16 protein-coding genes are annotated in these 17105 nt (G+C 49.7%); 10 read left to right on the forward strand and 6 right to left on the reverse strand.

What is annotated here, in order from left to right; translation table 11 throughout:
- Positions 1 to 15 precede the first annotated feature (15 nt).
- The gene (locus B472_RS02870) at positions 16 to 759 is read right to left on the reverse strand and encodes a hypothetical protein (RefSeq protein ID WP_019425239.1); all 744 of its coding nucleotides are present in this window, start codon (positions 757 to 759) and stop codon (positions 16 to 18) included.
- Between the two features lie 221 nt (positions 760 to 980).
- On the opposite strand from B472_RS02870, the gene B472_RS02875 reads away from it, so the two are divergent.
- The 8 genes from B472_RS02875 to B472_RS02905 all read left to right on the forward strand — a co-directional run bounded on the left by B472_RS02875 (position 981) and on the right by B472_RS02905 (position 10399).
- Complete coding sequence (locus B472_RS02875) at positions 981 to 1919, forward strand: hypothetical protein (protein WP_133176055.1); 939 nt, start codon at positions 981 to 983, stop codon at positions 1917 to 1919.
- Positions 1920 to 1987: 68 nt separating this feature from the next.
- Positions 1988 to 2626, forward strand: a complete 639-nt coding sequence (locus B472_RS02880) for a hypothetical protein (protein ID WP_019425241.1) — start codon at positions 1988 to 1990, stop codon at positions 2624 to 2626.
- Between the two features lie 121 nt (positions 2627 to 2747).
- Entirely contained in the window at positions 2748 to 4097 is a 1350-nt protein-coding gene (locus tag B472_RS02885) for a hypothetical protein (protein WP_019425242.1), read from the forward strand.
- 322 nt (positions 4098 to 4419) lie between these two features.
- A complete protein-coding gene (locus B472_RS02890; RefSeq protein ID WP_019425243.1) occupies positions 4420 to 6351 on the forward strand; it encodes a hypothetical protein in 1932 nt (643 codons plus the stop codon).
- Positions 6352 to 6621: 270 nt separating this feature from the next.
- Positions 6622 to 7326 (forward strand): trypsin-like peptidase domain-containing protein, encoded by a 705-nt coding sequence (locus tag B472_RS02895; RefSeq protein ID WP_019425244.1) that lies wholly within the window; start codon positions 6622 to 6624, stop codon positions 7324 to 7326.
- 917 nt (positions 7327 to 8243) lie between these two features.
- Complete coding sequence (locus tag B472_RS17410) at positions 8244 to 8375, forward strand: hypothetical protein (RefSeq protein WP_255418400.1); 132 nt, start codon at positions 8244 to 8246, stop codon at positions 8373 to 8375.
- Positions 8376 to 8982: 607 nt separating this feature from the next.
- Positions 8983 to 9555 (forward strand): TIGR00645 family protein, encoded by a 573-nt coding sequence (locus B472_RS02900; protein ID WP_019425245.1) that lies wholly within the window; start codon positions 8983 to 8985, stop codon positions 9553 to 9555.
- 451 nt (positions 9556 to 10006) lie between these two features.
- Complete coding sequence (locus B472_RS02905) at positions 10007 to 10399, forward strand: DUF4149 domain-containing protein (RefSeq protein ID WP_026039177.1); 393 nt, start codon at positions 10007 to 10009, stop codon at positions 10397 to 10399.
- Positions 10400 to 10451: 52 nt separating this feature from the next.
- On the opposite strand, the gene B472_RS02910 is transcribed toward B472_RS02905, so the two are convergent.
- Positions 10452 to 11870: a mannose-1-phosphate guanylyltransferase/mannose-6-phosphate isomerase gene (locus B472_RS02910; protein WP_040505707.1), complete on the reverse strand. Its 1419-nt coding sequence runs from the start codon at positions 11868 to 11870 to the stop codon at positions 10452 to 10454.
- 19 nt (positions 11871 to 11889) lie between these two features.
- Between B472_RS02910 and B472_RS02915 the strand changes: the two genes are divergently transcribed.
- Positions 11890 to 12510, forward strand: coding sequence for a cytochrome b (locus B472_RS02915; protein WP_255418401.1), 621 nt, complete (start codon positions 11890 to 11892; stop codon positions 12508 to 12510).
- Here B472_RS02915 and ribA read toward each other — a convergent pair.
- The gene (ribA, locus tag B472_RS02920) at positions 12497 to 13591 is read right to left on the reverse strand and encodes a GTP cyclohydrolase II (protein WP_019425249.1); all 1095 of its coding nucleotides are present in this window, start codon (positions 13589 to 13591) and stop codon (positions 12497 to 12499) included. The two genes, B472_RS02915 and ribA, sit on opposite strands and share 14 nt — an antisense overlap.
- Positions 13592 to 13745: 154 nt before the next feature.
- Between ribA and B472_RS02925 the strand changes: the two genes are divergently transcribed.
- Positions 13746 to 14552: a RibD family protein gene (locus tag B472_RS02925; protein WP_133176056.1), complete on the forward strand. Its 807-nt coding sequence runs from the start codon at positions 13746 to 13748 to the stop codon at positions 14550 to 14552.
- A gap of 4 nt (positions 14553 to 14556) precedes the next feature.
- Here the strand turns inward: B472_RS02925 and B472_RS02930 are convergent, their stop codons facing one another.
- From B472_RS02930 to B472_RS02940, 3 genes are read right to left on the reverse strand one after another with little or no spacing between them, the layout of a single operon-like run.
- Positions 14557 to 15642, reverse strand: a complete 1086-nt coding sequence (locus tag B472_RS02930; protein WP_133176057.1) for a glycosyltransferase family 4 protein — start codon at positions 15640 to 15642, stop codon at positions 14557 to 14559.
- An 8-nt stretch (positions 15643 to 15650) separates the two neighbouring features.
- Positions 15651 to 16052, reverse strand: coding sequence for a 6-carboxytetrahydropterin synthase (locus tag B472_RS02935; RefSeq protein WP_019425252.1), 402 nt, complete (start codon positions 16050 to 16052; stop codon positions 15651 to 15653).
- A gap of 9 nt (positions 16053 to 16061) precedes the next feature.
- Positions 16062 to 17054 (reverse strand): zinc-binding alcohol dehydrogenase, encoded by a 993-nt coding sequence (locus tag B472_RS02940; RefSeq protein ID WP_081504895.1) that lies wholly within the window; start codon positions 17052 to 17054, stop codon positions 16062 to 16064.
- Positions 17055 to 17105: the final 51 nt, after the last annotated feature.

A 17105-nucleotide genomic window follows, 5' to 3' on the forward strand; every position in this document is an offset into this window, starting at 1 on the left:
CAAAGTTAGTACAGTTCAGTACCTTGGAAAAACACCCTCGCAAGCATTTTCCACCAAGCCCTGTCCCTTCCTAACCATCTCGCTGACTGTTTGACCCATAGTGATGTGCTTAGCGGTTTGCTCGTTGGGCGTGTCGCCTGATCTGGTCATGGCCTTGGGATTTAAACGCATCTGCTCTCCAATTCGCCACAACTTAGTCCTCGGAGCGCTGTGCTTGATGGTGTCATGTGCCTCCAGTACATCTAGGTGTAGCTTGATGGCTTCGGGTGTGATTCGGCTTTTGTAAATTGACCATGCCTTGGGTGCGGAAGAAAGCATGCCGCTTTGCCCTTGAAGCAGACGCATCTGCTGAACCAGAAAACTGACCTCATCACCGACCAGATCCGGCGGTGTTGCATCATCGGCATCTAACGTGATCCGGCAACTGGCCTTTTTTCGCTGAGCCACAACCAACCGAACTTTGAATGTGGCCATGCTGCGCCCAAAGTTTTCGCAGCCTCGCTCATGCCACCACTCTCGTAGTGTGCAGTGCTCAAGGCAACCGAAAAGCTTAAAGGTATTGGCAGCGCCCTGCGAACCGAAGAGTCCGGTTCGGCAGTTGTGGATGTACTGCTTGGAAAGTTTCAGACATCGAAACCAGACTTCCAAGTAACCGCCATAAATGAATGGCTCACTGCCCTTGGCGGTCATGTCTCCAGAAGCAATTGACTGAACTAACGGCCGTCCGCTATTAGCAGATATTTGAGTTTCCAACTTCATTTTTTCGACCCCATCGAAAAAAGGAACTAGCTCCCTGGCCTTAAACCTAACCTCAACGTGTCGCACCAATCCTGGTCGACGGAACCCATGGTTATGGAATTTAACAGGAGTTTGAAATGAACTTGGACAATACAAACAGCGCCCCGCCCACAGCAAATGGGGCACCCGTCGAGACCCCGGCAACTGCCTTGCCAGTGGATGAGTTTTCCTTTGGACTTTTGATGAACCGCGCCTTGGGCGGCTCGGACAAGCGTCGGCCTAGTGACAAGAGCGCTAATGAAGTGCAAGTGGACATGATCCTGGGACAGGCGCAAAACCTGGCCAAGATGAACAATCAGTACGTAGAGACCTACGTGGTGCGAGGCACAAAAGAGCTTTATGCATTGCTGGGAGCCATCTACAGCTATGCACTTCAAATCAATGAATCTGTTTTGAAAGATCACATCCTTCAGCGCATGCGCGATCGCCTGGAAAGTGAACATGATGTCAAGACTCAGGCCAACACCCCATGGCTCACCACTGTGCTGCGCTTCATCTTGCCCACAGATCGTCAAACAGCCTACACCTACTCAAAGGTTTTGCAGGTGGCTTACGACGAAAACTTGGCTGCCACTGAACTGCCCAACTACATCAAGGAGCGTGGCGGCATCGCCAAGATCACAGCCACCAAGGAGGATGCGGAAACGGCCAAAGCTGTAAAGGACCACAAGGAAGCCAAGACAAAACTGCTGCGCAAAATCTTACTGGCCAATGCCAAGGTTGCGGACACAGTGGTTCAGGTGGAGGACAAGTTCGTGCTCAACACCGTAGGCGAAGGCAAAAAGGAAGGTACTTTTGAATTCGCTGTTTGCGTGAACCCCATGGGACACGAGCGTCGTGTGGTTCGCTTCATCCGGCTGAACGAAGCCATGGAAACGCAAATCCTGTCCATGGTGGCTGAAGCCAGCCTTTCTGACGACTTGAAAAGCATGGAAGACAAGCTGGATGTGCTGCGCGAGAAATGGGGCATCACATCTGGATGGGGCATGCAGCCGGGTGACAAGGGTTACCAGCCTGCAGGCCTGCCAGCGCTCAGTTCTGCGGTGCAGCCCGAAGCCATGATCAATGCGCCAACCAGTGTCGATATCGCCGGTGTCACGGTCAAAGAAGCCATGTTTTAACCAGCGATACCAATAGTTCAATTACTCCCTGGACCTTCGGGTCCTGGGTTCATACAGGAGCGATTTGCATGTCTGATTTGTTTGAAAAAATTCCTAAAGGTTCTATCTTGCTTTGGAATGTTGAAAGTGAGGGCGATCTGCCTAAGCGCAAAGAAATAATCCGACTGCTGGGAACAGATAGCTTCACCTATTACAAGCATGATGGTCACCACAGAGACTACATAAGATTGTTGGCAAGGCTCAAGGACTCCTTGAATCCAAGTACAGAAGAGGACTGGCATAGCTACTGGCCAAGAACAGCTATGTCGCATTTTCTTTTCACAGCTCAAGAAATCGAGATCAACAGCTTTTTCTTATTGAAATACTCTAACCAATGCCTTGGCGCGTTTCATGTTGTCAAACAGGACCTTGAGGCGTTAAGGGAGCATCTCCGGCACTATGACCAGGTTAGACGCTTCACCCATGAAGTGAATGACTGGCCAAAGAGGATTCAAAACCACAAGGATGAAATCAAGTCCGGCAAGATCGTGGATGCGGTCATAGAAAACTTTGACATTTCAAAATTACAGCAACTTACCGAGAGCTACGGGCAACAGGCCAAGGATAGCGCTTTAGCAAATTTACAGACTTGGCATGACCAGTTCTTTTGGAAAAGCAAGGTATCCCGCAAGGATGTAAACACACATGGCGAGACCTGTAACGCTTAGAGATTGCGTGATTTAAGACTGTTTGTCTAAAAGCCACAGATCAACCCGAGCCCTGCCGCTTTCAGGTTGACTGGCCAGCTGTTAAGAAAACAAACTTTATGAATACAGCAGAGAAATTGACATGCCACGCGCCATAGAACCCGACTCACACGAACGGCACAGATCCGTACCCATCAAGGAAACCATCACGCGAATTCCCGGCTACCCACGCAAGCTGGTGATCTTCAAGATTCCGGCTTCCAGCTACTGGTGGGTCAGGTATTACGCAGAGAGCCACATATTCAAGCGCACCACCAAGACCGAAATCAAGCGTGACGCGTTGGAAGCGGCCAAGCGCTTTTACGACGACATAACCATTCGCATAAGGGGTGGCAATTTTGAAGGCTTACCCATCGAGGTCAACGCCGCAGAAGTTGTGACTTTCGCCAAGGCTACAAAGATGCTGATGGACAGTGAATTGGCCAAACTCAATCGCAGCCAACTGTCCAAGATCAGCTATGACAACATGCAGCTGCGCTATGACAAACACATCCTGCCCTTTTTCGGTCAAACGGATGTGCTCAGCATCAACTACAAGATGCTGGACGAGTTCTTGCAAAAGCTCTCCAACCAAGTACCCAAGCTGAGTGTCAGCACGCTGGGTGCCTACATGGGTCTCACGCGCAAGGTATTGCAGCACGCGGCCAGACACAGCTTCATCCAACACATTCCTGAATTTCCCAAGGTGGGCATTGAGGACAAACCACGCGGCTGGTTCAATGTGGGCGAATACAAAGAAATCACCAAGGTGGCAAAAAAACTGGCTGGCAAGAAAGTCGAGTGGCGAGCACACTCAGAGGAGACCAAGGGTTCCTATTTTTGCGAGCCTAGTGGCAAGTTAGGACCTGCAGACCGTTTGATCAAGCGTATCGAAATGACCAAGGACTTGGCGGACCTGATCGTATTCATGGTCAACAGTTACATCCGCCCAACTGACATACGCAACATGCAGCACAAGCATGTGGAGATCATTCGACGGGAATGGACTTACCTCAGGCTCAGCTTGCCGCCCAGCAAGGGGCACACATTTCCCATAACCACCATGCCATGGGCAGTGAAAGTGTATGAACGCATCAGGCGTCGACAGGTGCTTGAGTTGGGTCGAGACATTCACCCCGAGGACTATGTGTTCATGCCCGAAGCAGCATCACGCGACAACGCCATGAAGTTGCTGGCACGGCAATTTGAAATCGTGCTGGAAGTCACAGGCCTGAAGCTGAGCACTGCCGGTGAAACCAGAACGCTTTACAGCCTGCGGCACAGCAGCATCATGTTCCGATTGATGTTTGGACGCACAGTTGACACCTTGACCTTGGCACGCAATGCTAGGACGAGTCCGGAAATGATTGACCGCTTCTACGCTGCACCGCTTCAAGGGGAGATGAACGTGGGTGAGTTGCAGAGTAAGCGGCGTCCACGGCCCTGGGAATAAATGAGCGTTGACAACGGCTAAGCAACGATTGCCGGCTGTCACGACGAAATCATGAACATGCGGTACCCGCCAAATTGCTGTCATCCATGCAATCCATATGGATTTGAACTGGCACCCGGTATTGAAGGCGCAGCCGAAGCAAATGCTCTTTAGGCTAAATTCACCAAACCTAAAGACGGCCGCTCAATGCAATCCGTAAGCGGTGCCGCGTCAAAGTGGACCTCACTGAGGAGTTAGCCACTTGGACCTAAAATCGTTGGTCGTATATCTGTGTGAATCAAAGCTTTCTAGGCAAGTACCAATCGATTTAGGAGCACGTGCGATGGCAATCGCCCAACAGGTCTTTGAGACTGGAAGCAAAGTTGCCGCCGTCAGCGCAGGAGAGCTTTCTTCCGCCCTACGAGAGGGAGTCGAACAGTACGTTGGCTGGCCGTACAAGGTGACATCTGCCAGAGTTGTCGATTCCGACGGCACAGCGTCGGTTCCATTTGCAGCCGTCGTGTACGCGACGAAGGGCGATTCGCCGGTTACGGCTCCAGCGCAATTGCCTGCTGATTCCGTCGCTGTTGTTATTGATGCTACCGACAGCCTGACGATCGACAAATTCCGGGCGGCTTACGCGCGCGTCGCAGTCGCGAAGCGACTAAAGAAGTCACCAGCACCGGAGCTTGGTACACCGACGACGACCGTAACACTCGGCTTAATCTACGCTCAGAGGTCGGATTTGACGCTGGAAGCTATTGCCGAAGAGCTTAAGAGGCTCAACGCCACGACTCCGAGCGGGGAATGGCCCGACATGATCGTCGTTGCCTCGATGGGTGCGATTCAGTATGCGGTGCAGTTCCCCGGAGAGTCATTGAGCGGCGACTATTTGCCGCCGGCAGAAGGTGCGCTAAGAAAATACGTACCGGCGGTCTACGTCGTGATTGTCCTGAGGCCGACAGGCACGTTCACCTTCAACAAGATGATGTCTTTTGTTGTTGCGCACCTTGGCATCTTCTCGCCGGGCGCGAAGCTTTCCGACTTCACAGAATTTCTGGACGGCGTACCGAGGACGGCTGTGGTGGTGTCCGGCTATCAGTACGATCTCAAGGGCAGTCTAAATCCCGTTCCAAGCGATCAGTACCAAGACCGCTTAATGCCGGCAGCACCGATCCAGATCACAGACCGGCGCGGGAAGCACTTAGGCACGATTCAACTTATTCCGTGGCAGGACGGGGGGACGATCGTACTTAGGGGAAAGTTGCCGCTGCTTGGACTGCTGCCATTCTTCGGAAGACAGAACATACTGAAGGCCGGAGTTGTTACCCGACCAGACGACTTGCAAATTTCTTATGTACTACCAATTACGCCGGCAGATTTCGGCGACATGCTGACTCGATTTCAGCAACAGTCAAATATGCTGGTAAAGCAGACCCAGACTCAGTGGCTCGTACAAAAACTAGCCGACGAGGGCTCGGCGTCGCCCTTCATGGCGCGCCTATTCATGGGCCTCATGAGGCTGCGCGACGCCGTTTATTCCGATCCTGTGGAACGCGATAGATTCGACAAGGCCTTTGACTTCGTCCCAACCTCGCTGTTCACGGTGCGATCCACGGCTAAGGAGATATCCGAGCTCTGGTCAGGACACGCGCTTAAAATTGCGACCGGGGAAGTCGTGCGTCGACAAGGTGTCGCAATCCACATAGACGAGAGCATCGACAAAGAACTCAGGAGGCAGGTGGAGCACTTCCTTAACAGCGCCGCGCGCGTCATCAAGCAAGGCATGCAGGGTCTCACGGCTCAGCTTGGCGTAGACATCGGCTTCATGTTCAAGCAGCAAACTGCCTTTGAACGCGGTATTGCTGAATTGAAGGCAACTGCTCCGCTGCTGGCCGAGTATCTAGATCAGAGTCGGCAGACATGGTCAGAGCGGCTCATTAAGAGTCGCATCGACCTGGAGCATAACAACTGGTCCTTGCCTCGAGTCTCTTATGACACATCCGGAGCGAACATCGTAGCAGTCGAACCCCTCGTCGCCGGTCAGCCAGTCACGGAATTTGTGCAGGGGATGCTTGACCGCGTGTGCTGTTTTGTCGAGGATGTAACTGCACATTGCATACAGAAAAAGATGCCAGCGCCGATTACTATCGCGGAAATCCCGTTGGCTCAGCGTCGTCCGGAAGCTCCCGAGCGCTTCCAGGTCACACTTGCGGTAGGCGGCAAGCCTCGCTGGGAAATTTCCTACCAATCTCAGCCGTTCGAAAAGGTGTAAGCGCCGGCGTTTCATTGAGGTCGCATCGCCCATTGACGTGTCGCGAATGTCCGGATTTTGCCGTAACAGTGTGGTCCACTAAATGCGCAAAAGCGGGCCCGCCGGCCTCCTCCGCTGAAGCTGATATCCGTGCCGGTACGCCTTTGCAAAAAATTCTGATGTGAACAAAAACTTAAAACACCTAACGGGTGAGCAAATTGATGCGCTACGATGTATTGCGTCCGACAGGGTTGACGTTTATATCAAGTTTGCACCCATAGGGACGAGATCATGATTCTCACTCGAGACGATACATTCCGCGTTGTGTTCAATCTAAGGACTCCGGTTAACGCAACGCAGTTCAACGTTGGCACCGGTGTTTTTGTCGCCCGAAATGGCAACGAGCCGTTCCTTGTAACGGCGACGCATGTCGCGCGAACGTGCACAAACGCCACACAGCTCGTCCTTAGTGATCAAGCGGGGAACGCTACCGGGTTACGGCTTGCGGATTTCAATGGTGAACTTGCATGGCAGCACCATCCAGTCGCGGACATTTCGGTACTCCAGGTCATACCTAACACTACACTCGCACCGCACTTAGATGGCCGATTCCTGGATTACGACCACTTCCATTTGGACAGAACGCCAGTCTCTCGAGACTTTGAACTCACATCGGTCGGCTTTCCAAACGGATTCGGCGCGCAAGGAATGTTCAGCCCTCTAACTTACCGGTCGTATGCGTCGTCCACGTTCCTGACAATGAACCGCGCTGACACGAACACCCTGTGTGATTTCTTCATGCTTGAAAATCCAAGCATTGGTGGGTACAGCGGTTGCCCCGTCTTTGACTTGGGATACATGGTCGTGGGAGCTATGACAACCACCAAGGAAAAGACGGTGTGCTATGGAATCATGCATGGGACCGTATCCGACACGACTGGCGGAAAGCTCGCCGCAGTCACTCCATCTCACTATCTGCGTGATCTTCTGGGATAAGGGCTTACTGCTACTTCGCGTTCTGAACCGGATGGCTAAGCTGAGGTCTGAGCGATGACGGGTACCGGGGGAAGCAGTCATTCACGCTTCGAAACCAAGTGACAGCAGTCAACCTCTAGCGACTATTTGCGCGCAAAGTCTGCGTAAGGCAGTGCTCTTTTGCAAAAAAGCACCCGTGTGGCACTCAAAAAAGCCCTACAGCGCGTTTTCACCTGGGCTCGCAGAGCTGACTAGCTGGACTTCAATCAAAACAAACGTAGCGTTTTTTTAAAGCTGGGCAAAGCGCTAGCCGTGTTGGCGCTGAGGCAAAAAGCAATTCGACATTGACACGAAGTAGGAGTCACTGTTCAGACATTGAATTGGGCTTGTTTGACTGTTCCGAATCTATGAAAAGACATCGAAAAATCTATGAGAAGTAGTAAACCCGGACCATACTACTTTGAACTAAAGAAAAAGCACTTAGAGTTTCCTCTAAGTGCTTGATTTCATTGGGAATTTTTTGGTGGGCGATGCAAGTTTCGAACTTGCGACCCCTGCAGTGTGAAAACGCCAGCTTTTCACATTTTTCCTGTTTAAAAACAAAAACTTAGCTGTTTTACAGGGTGTCAAAGTAGTATAGTTGTAGTATACCCATATAACTACAAAGTGATATTTTAAAAGCCACTTTGTGACAGCAGCTGTAAACCAGTGTCATTTCTTTTTACGGTGCGACTTTTTTAAGCACCTGACGAGCATCCATTGTGGCCCAGCGATGGCTCAATGTATATAGAGTTTTCGCTCGAACGGCCTCAATGTATATAAAGTTTCGCGTCGAAGACAGGCAATGTATATGGAGTTTTGGTTCGCACTGGCCAATGTATATAGAGTTTTGTTGGCGACCATTGAGCACCCTCCTCCACTATGTAAGGTGCCGCAAGATGGCTATTGCTTTGTGCTCACCTGATGGCAAGCGTCATTTATTTTTACGCTGCAACTTTTTTACGCTGCAACTTTTTCAAGCTGCAACTTTTGATCTGACCATCTGCAAAGCTATCGCTCAAAGTGTATGAAGTTTGGGATTTGAACCTCGCCCTTCACGCTGGAGCAAAAGCGTGATGTGCTGTTAAAAGTGTTGTCATGCAGACTGTAGTTTTTGAAACGAAAGTAGTTCAGGCCAATCGAGACTGAGTCGAAAGATCTGTCCTTAGCTGCTCAACACGCGATAGGTATTGATCACAGCTGTCCAGCTCGTTAACTTCAGGATAGGTCTCAATTCTTTTCATTTTGCGCTCAACTGGCGGCTGACTGAAATAGGTGACACCGCACCTGTAGCCAGTGGTGGCTGAATCAGAGATCAATAAATTACTGCATGACTTGCAAGACTTTTGCATGGAGTTATCTAAAAAATTCTATTCACAAATATTAACCCACACAGCTGCACCTAAGACCCAACCCTGCCGCCAAACCTTTTCATCCTGCAGCTCTCGCAAAGCATTCACGTGAAAGACCTTGAAAAACAACGCTTCGATTCATCTCGGATAGGGTGTTCCGTGGGTTGTTGTAGTTATTCGGTTCGATATGGCCGATAGGCTGGTGAAGACAATGACCACAAGGTGCTCGTTAACCCGCGTGAGATAGACTCGCAAGAAGACATTTGATTTTTTAAAGCGAGTTCGTATGAAGGCCCTTGAAAACTTATTAGAAGCCTTGATTTTCAACAGCCGTTGGCTGTTGGCCCCCTTTTACCTAGGGCTGGTGATCGGCATCGTGATGTTGTTGGTGAAGTTCACGCAAGAACTTTTTCACGTGTTGCCTCACATTTTCTCCTCCAGTGAGAGCGAAGTGGTGCTGGCAGTTTTGGCCTTGGTGGATCTCTCCTTGGTGGCCAACTTGCTCCTCATCGTCATCTTCAGCGGCTACGAGAATTTCGTCTCCAAGATCAACACCAAAGGGCATGAGGACCGGCCAGAATGGATGGGGCAGGTTGATTTTGCGAGCTTGAAGATCAAAGTGATCGCCTCCATCGTGGCCATCTCGGCGATAGAGTTGCTCAAGAGCTTCGTGAATCTCAGCATCTTGCTCAAATCCGGCGGCGACACCCCAGCAATCTGGTCAGAAGCGGATCAAGCCATTGCATGGAAAGTCGGCATTCACGTGTGCCTTGTCGTCACTGGCTTGCTCTTTGCCTACATGGACAATATTTCGGAACGAACCCACGCGCTCAAGCATAGAGGCAATGCCGAGCATTGATCCGCATTTACTAAGCCCACTTCCACCGCGCAACAAAATTTTCCAGGTTAGAAACGACTTCGGTTTTGATACCGAACTCATGTCCACGGGAATTACTAGCCCAGTAAACGATCGATGGGTAGTTATATTCTTGGATCAATCCGTGCGGTCATTCCACGGGCATCTTTGTGAATCGTCCCGGATTTTATTGAGGCTCCACACTTGTTGAAACTGATAACAATTTAGCAAGGGATGCCGATTTCAGTTGAGTCAGTTAGGGTCCAATCAACAGTCTAGAAAAGCAGGATCGCCACTGCTCTATACAGCTAGTTTGAAAGTGGGCGAAGAAAACATTGAGCCCTCTTGAAACCCCTCATACGTCAGTCAATTGTTACCTCGCGAATGAGGGTTATCGCAAGGTACGTTTAATTGCAATAAGCTCCAAGATTGAGATTTTTTAGAGAGTGAAATCGTGATTGATATCTTTTTTATGTTGACCGTAGCCTTGCTGTTCGGAGGCATGACTTTGTATTCTTTTGGTTTTGCAGCTTTCTTGTTTTCCGCGCTACCGGCCAATGCTGCAGGACCTTTACTGCGCAAAGCATTTCCACACTTCTACGCCTTCGTGATTGTGACTTCTTTGCTTGCAGCAGGCTTAGCAGGGCCCGAGAGAGTTCAATCAGCGAGTTTGATGCTGCTGATCGCCTTGACCACAGTTTTTACTCGTCAATTGCTGATGCCGGCCATTAACCGTGCAACAGATACGCAAGCTAAAACTCTTTTCAAAGTGTTGCACACAGTATCCGTTTTGCTGACCTTAGCCCACATTGGGATCTCTGGTTTCGTCTTAGTGCAAGGGCTGTAGACAATTTGGTGTTGCCGAAGAAAGCCAATCGTATGATCAATGAAAGCTTGAATCAAGATCGTCCATAGAGGTCTTCGAATCGCACAATATCGTCCTCACCTAAATAGGTACCGGATTGAACTTCAATGATTTCGAGGGGTACATCCCCTGGATTCTTTAAGGAATGACGCTGGCCAACCGCTATGAAAGTTGACTCATTTTCATTTAGAACATAAGTGCTGTCGCCGTTGGTTATTTCTGCTGTACCACTGACAACGACCCAATGCTCGGCGCGGTGATGGTGCAGTTGCAAAGAGAGCTTTGCGCCGGGATCTACCGTGATGCGTTTGACCTGAAAGGATGTCCCCGAATCAAGGCACTCGTACATGCCCCAAGGGCGATAAACAACGCGATGATTTTTGTATTCTGGTCGTCCTGAATTTTTGAGCTGAAGATGAATTTTTTTGACGTCCTGGGCACGTGTTTTATGTGCCACCAACACGGCGTCTTTAGTCTCTACCACCACCAAATCTTCTAAACCGATAGCCGCCACCAAACGGCTTTGCGCATTGACATAGATACCCCGACAGTCATCGGCTACTACATCCCCTTGCAGGACATTGTTAGCAACGTCTTTATCTGCCTGTTGCCAAAGGGCCGACCAAGACCCGATATCGCTCCAACCCGCATCAAGCTTTACAACCACAACGTCGCTGCTTTTTTCCATCACGGCTGTATCGATGGCCTCTGATGGGCAGGCATCAAATTCAGATTGATCTACACGGGTAAATGTCAGGTCTGTGGTCGTCACCTTTGTCGAGGCCTTGCATGCCTCAAAAATTTGGGGTGACAAACTTTGAAGTGACTTTAAATAGCTTTTGGCTTTAAAGACAAATATGCCGCTGTTCCAAAGAAAACGACCACTGTCTATGAATTTTTGCGCACTGATCTGATCTGGTTTTTCAATAAAACGGTTCACCACGAAGCCGTCTTCAAAAGGTAACCCCTGCTCGATGTATCCGTAACCCGTTTCAGCCGACGTCGGCAAAACACCACAAGTGACCAACTGGCCAGACTGTGCAAGTGAAACAGCAGAAAGCAAAGCGCCATGAAATGCAGTCACATCAGCAATGAAATGGTCGGCAGCAAGCACTAGCAGGATCAAATCCTGCTCATCCGTCAGGGCTGAAGTGGCAAAGAATGAAGCCAACGCAGCAGCAGGGGCCGTGTTGCGGGGAAAAGGTTCCAACAAAATGGTGCAGTCCTCGCGTCCCATTTTTCTCAATTGTTCAGCTGCAATGAAACGATGATCCTCGCTGCACAAAATCAAAGGCGCCCTGAAATCGAGCCCCTCCAACCGGGATATCGTTTCTTGCAACAGACTTTTTTGACCTGGTATCAAATTCAAAAATTGTTTGGGATACAGATCACGGGAGAGTGGCCATAACCGAGAGCCAGAACCACCTGCAAGAATGACCGGAAGAACGTCCATAAATATCTTTTGAAATTTGGTGTATCAATCGTTCAATGGTAATCTTTACACGATCAACAACTCAGCATCACCGTTAACAGAGAGGCTTCCATTGTTAAATCAATATCCCATTTTGTTAAGGCTTATTCATTGGATTACGGTGGTGATGATCATCGCCTTGCTGGTGCTTGGCTTTTGGATGACTGACCGTGCGGGTGCCAATCTTTGGGATGAGCTGACGAACACCCTGTACTCATGGCATAAATTGATAGGTTTCCTAGTACTGCTCGTCACCGCAATGCGGATTGTGGTGAAGTTGCTTAACAAAAGACCAGACTATCCAAGCAGCATTTCAACGGGCCAAATTCAATTGGCCCATGTGGTGCAAAGCGCGATGTATTTGCTTTTGGTGCTGGTGCCGTTGTTTGGATGGGCCGGTGTCACTGCATACCCCGCACTCATCACCGTTGGAGGCTTACATCTTCCAGCCTTGCCCGGCGTACCCAAGGGTGAACCTTTGGCAAAACAGTTGTTCGAAATTCATGGCTACTTGGTTTTGGCGTTGATCGCCGTCGCCATCGCTCATATCGGTGCGGGTTTGAACCATCTGTGGATTAAAAAAGACCAGGTTTTTGACCGTATCTGGTTTAAATCGAAATGAGATGACCGCTCTTTTCAACCTTTGTTTTTAAGTAATGCTCGTTGTGGGGATTGGCTGGGTAGGCGTGCGGAACACGCTCAGTCACATCGACACCCCACGCAGTCAGGGCTGCGACCTTCGTTGGGTTGTTGGTCATGAGTTTGACCTGGGACACGCCCAGCAACTGCAACATGGCCACAGCGGGTGCATAGTTGCGCTCATCTGAATCGAAGCCCAATTGCAAATTGGCATCAACAGTGTCATGCCCAACATCTTGCAATTGATAAGCACGCAACTTGTTAACCAGGCCGATTCCACGGCCCTCCTGTGCCAAGTAAAGCAATATGCCACTGCCATTTTTAGCCATCACGTCGATGGCGCCTCTCAACTGGCTTCCACAATCACAGCGCAATGAACCGAGCAAGTCACCGGTAAAACACTCGGAGTGCAGTCTGATGAGAACTGGTAAGTTGACATCGATATCGCCAATCACAATCGCCAGATGCTCAATACCGCCATATTGAGGACGGAAGGCCAAGACTTTGGCGTGCTCAGCACTGTCAAGAGGCACTCGTGCCTCACTGACCAAGGTTAAGGCGCTTGCTGCGTTGCTGGCATAGGCATTGATTGAATCAGGGCTCACACAAGGTAACGCAACATCGTTAGACATGTCGACCAAGACAACTGCTGGCAAAAGGCGCGCAAGCTTGGACAAACTAAGACATGACTGGGCTAAATGATCCGCCTGGGTAATGGCAATGTTTTGTAAATGCTCTTGGAAAGCCTTCTGGGACTTCGCGCTTGTCAAAGGGTTGCTCAATAAAGAGATGAGTTCAACATTGAATCCACCAGGGCACACGACCGAATAAGCATGTTGTGGAGAGATATCGAGACCCAAGGCCTGTAACCTGTTTCCCGTCAAAATCAATTGGACATTGCCGTTTCCGGCTATTGCAAACGCATCCAAGCGTTCTTGAGTCAGCAGTTCTACACTGACAACAGCAAAGCTTTTCTTTAAATCGTCAACAACCACTGATGCACCACGTCGCAAATCGTAAATAGCGTTGTCAACATCGATTAAATTATGATTTTTTGAATTCATTTGTATCAAGAAAATTTGATAAGTCTATGTTCGTGCTTTATGAAGGCTGGGGCAAAAACAGTCATTTTTTTTAGCACCGATGAATTATTTCCTCCCATGTTAAGTTAGACATTCAACAAATAATTTTTTTGGACAAGAACAAGGTCTTTTAACCGTGATTTCCACTGACCCATTTCCAACGAAGTTGCCCATCGGCACTGAGAGTCCAGCAGTGGCAGACTGGGATCACTTTTTAAAAGCATTTTTTGGAACTGACCCTTTACCCCCATCGACTCTTCAAGCTGTGTTTGAACCTTTGCGTCAAATGAGCGACAACAGCATGATGGTCATCGCTCAAATAGGACAAACACTGGACGGACGTATTGCCACCGTCACGGGGCAGTCCAAATACATCAACGGTCAGGATGGCTTAGTTCATTTGCACAGACTTCGTGCATTGGTAGATGCGGTTGTCGTTGGCGTTGAAACCGCAATTACAGACGATCCATTACTGACCGTCAGACTCGTGAATGGGCAAAGCCCTGCCCGTATCGTGATTGACCCGCGAGGTCGATTGGCGAGCAACGCCAAGGTTTGGCAACAAGATGGTGTGAGAAAAATATGGGTCACATCTGAAGACCAAGCGGTATTTGCGCCACCTGAAGTTGAAAACCTGGCTTTGCCGTTAACAGACGGTCAGATCGATCCAAAAAATCTTTTGCAACGACTGCAGCAGATAGGGATCTCACGTGTGTTGATAGAAGGTGGCGCCAAAACAGTCTCTGGATTTTTGCAAGCCAAATGTCTTCACCATTTGCATTTGATCGTTGCACCTATTGTCATGGGCTCTGGAAGACCCAGTTTTGAATTGCCGCCCATATTGCACATGGACCAAGCGACCCGAATGAGCACGTCAACCCATGTACTTGGAAATGACGTTTTGTTTGCCTGCAACTTGCGTAAGGACTCACTTGTCCTTTAAAAGATCACTCGGCAATTAGTTCACTCAGAAGTTGATCAAATTTTTGAACAGATTCTTCCCATGTAGGCTGCTGCTGTGCTGCAGACCTTGCACCTTGTGCCAATAAAGATCGATAGTCATCGTTTTCAATCAATAACTTGATCGCATCGCTGAGCGCATCCACTTGACCAGGTTCAACCAATACGCCAGCTTGCTTTGGAACAGTGTCCGCTATGGCGCCACCCGTTGTCGAAACAATGGGCAAACCATTAGCCATCGCTTCTGCGAAAACCATGCCATACCCCTCATAAAAAGATGCTAAGACAAACACATCTGATTTGGCGTAAAGGTTTTGCAGCTCCGGACTGCTGACAGCACCCAAAACATGGATACGGTCTTCCAGTGAACAACGACGAATGACCTCTTGTAAAAGCACATAAGCAGGGGGGTCTCGGGTCACATCGCCTGCAATGGTCAATGTCCACGAAAGAGACTTGAGGGGCTGCAATGCTTCAACAAGGATATGGAAGCCTTTTCGGGGAATGACAGCACCTACAGAAAGCAATTGAACAGGCCCTGAACTTGGTTTTCGGGTCAATGCAGGTATTTGATGGGCAGCAAACCGATCAGTTCCCGGCAAAACCACTGTGACGTGTTGGACAGGTACTTCGTAAAAGCCAGTCAAGTCACACGCGGTTTTAGGGCTGTTGGCCACTACCCTTTTGGCATGCATCAAAGACTTTTTTTCTGACTCTTGAAGCATCCGGACCTGTTCTGGGCTGTGACCGGATTCCAAAGCTAGTGGGTGGTGTACCAAACTGATCACAGGATGGCGCGCAGCAAGCAAGGGAACCAAGTCAGGCAGCACCCCAAAAGCCAAGCCATCCACCAGCATCGGCAGACCCGCTTCCAACTGAAGAAGCAAAGAGGCAGCTTTAGCCAATTGTTCTTTATTCGGAAATGGATAGCCTTCCCCCAAGCTGATCAATTGAATTTGCCAACCTGAAGTTTGAAGGCCCTCAATGACACGCCGATCGTAGGCGTATCCACCCGTTAACGAGGCAAGATCACCAGGAAATACAAAGATGAGTTTTTTGACCACGCCCAACACGCCATTGGTCAATGAATTTCGGCTTCATACCAAGCGCGGGCTACATGGGACTCGGACAAGGTGACCCTGATCGCATGCAATTCGGCTCCGTCTCGGCCAAGTTCACCGCTTCGTGCAGCAGTAGCCAAAATATCGAAGATGTGTTTGGTGAGAAATTCAGTCGTGGTGTTGACACCCAAAAAATCCTCACGCGCATCCAAATTAGAGTAGTTCAAAGGGGTCAGTGTGGCTTTTAAAACATCAAGCGCCCTGCCGATATCGATGACGATGCCGTTGGAATCTAACGCCTTTGACATGAAAGCTGCGTCAACAACAAACGTTGCACCATGCAAGGCTTGAGCAGGTCCAAAAACCTCTCCCTTGAATGAATGGGCGATCATGATGTGGTCTCGAACTTCAACAGTAAACATGAAAAATCCTTAGGGGTAACGAATCAAACTGCAAAGCGCTTGGCTTTTTGAGCCCAGCAAAATGGGTAACTGATGGGGTAAATCTTCGAAGTCCACAGAATGGGTCAACAAAACATCAAGGCGTTCATCGATCAGCATACTCATGGCCGCTTGGAGCCGTCTTCTGTGTGTCCAGCGAGGACGCCGCGTCGCAGATATGTGACCCACTTGGCTGGACTGTAGCCTGATCTGTCGGCTGTGAAATGCGCCACCTAAAGAGAGGCTGATTTCGCGACTGCCGTACCAACTCAATTCCAACACCTGAGCCTCTTCACCTGCAGCATCTATTGCTGTGGCCAGACCGGCTGCGCTGGCGCTGCAATGAAAGACAACATCGCATTCTGTGGGGGCGTTTTGGGGCAATGCAAATTGCACCCCCAAAGCTGTGGCAATAGAGGCACGTTCTGGGTTGATGTCCACTAATGTGACGTTTGCACCTTTCAATCCAGCGCACAAGTAAGCAATGAGACAGCCCACAACGCCACCACCAACAACCAATATTTGGTCACCAGGGCCTGGTGATGCATCCCACACTGCATTCAAAGCGGTTTCCATGTTGGCTGACAAAACTGCGCGCTCTGGCGTCAATCCAACTGGCAAGGGCACAACATCCATCAGATCTGCCACGTACATCGACTCATGTGGTCGCAATGCAAAAACAAGCTGCCCAATCCAATACGCTGGGCCATCCTCAATACGACCTACATGGCAATAACCATACTTGACCGGGTACGGAAAAGTTCCGCCCATCCAAGGTGCCGCCATCCGTTGGTACTCAGATTCAGGAATTTCTCCGCGATAAACCAAAGATTCGGTGCCGCGACTCAGTGCACCAAACAGCGCCCTAACGCGCACTTCGCCGTCTTTCAAAGGTTTGAGCGACTCTGACCGAAGTTCAACTTTTTCAGGAGCCAAGTACCAAAGGGATCTGGCCTCAAAGCCATGGACTGAATGTGATGACACAGGTGTTTCAATCTAAAAAGCAGTCGGCACTCAATTTGTACTGAACTGATG

This window comes from Limnohabitans sp. Rim28 (genome assembly GCF_000293865.2).
Classification (GTDB): Bacteria; Pseudomonadota; Gammaproteobacteria; order Burkholderiales; family Burkholderiaceae_C; genus Limnohabitans_A.

What these genes read in the sequence shown, in the direction of transcription:
- B472_RS02870 (WP_019425239.1), bottom strand. Translation starts at nt 759, where the DNA reads ATGAAGTTGGAAACTCAAATATCTGCTAATAGCGGACGGCCGTTAGTT.
- B472_RS02875 (WP_133176055.1), top strand. Translation starts at nt 981, where the DNA reads ATGAACCGCGCCTTGGGCGGCTCGGACAAGCGTCGGCCTAGTGACAAG.
- B472_RS02880 (WP_019425241.1), top strand. Translation starts at nt 1,988, where the DNA reads ATGTCTGATTTGTTTGAAAAAATTCCTAAAGGTTCTATCTTGCTTTGG.
- B472_RS02885 (WP_019425242.1), top strand. Translation starts at nt 2,748, where the DNA reads ATGCCACGCGCCATAGAACCCGACTCACACGAACGGCACAGATCCGTA.
- B472_RS02890 (WP_019425243.1), top strand. Translation starts at nt 4,420, where the DNA reads ATGGCAATCGCCCAACAGGTCTTTGAGACTGGAAGCAAAGTTGCCGCC.
- B472_RS02895 (WP_019425244.1), top strand. Translation starts at nt 6,622, where the DNA reads ATGATTCTCACTCGAGACGATACATTCCGCGTTGTGTTCAATCTAAGG.
- B472_RS17410 (WP_255418400.1), top strand. Translation starts at nt 8,244, where the DNA reads ATGGCTATTGCTTTGTGCTCACCTGATGGCAAGCGTCATTTATTTTTA.
- B472_RS02900 (WP_019425245.1), top strand. Translation starts at nt 8,983, where the DNA reads ATGAAGGCCCTTGAAAACTTATTAGAAGCCTTGATTTTCAACAGCCGT.
- B472_RS02910 (WP_040505707.1), bottom strand. Translation starts at nt 11,870, where the DNA reads ATGGACGTTCTTCCGGTCATTCTTGCAGGTGGTTCTGGCTCTCGGTTA.
- ribA (WP_019425249.1), bottom strand. Translation starts at nt 13,591, where the DNA reads ATGAATTCAAAAAATCATAATTTAATCGATGTTGACAACGCTATTTAC.
- B472_RS02935 (WP_019425252.1), bottom strand. Translation starts at nt 16,052, where the DNA reads ATGTTTACTGTTGAAGTTCGAGACCACATCATGATCGCCCATTCATTC.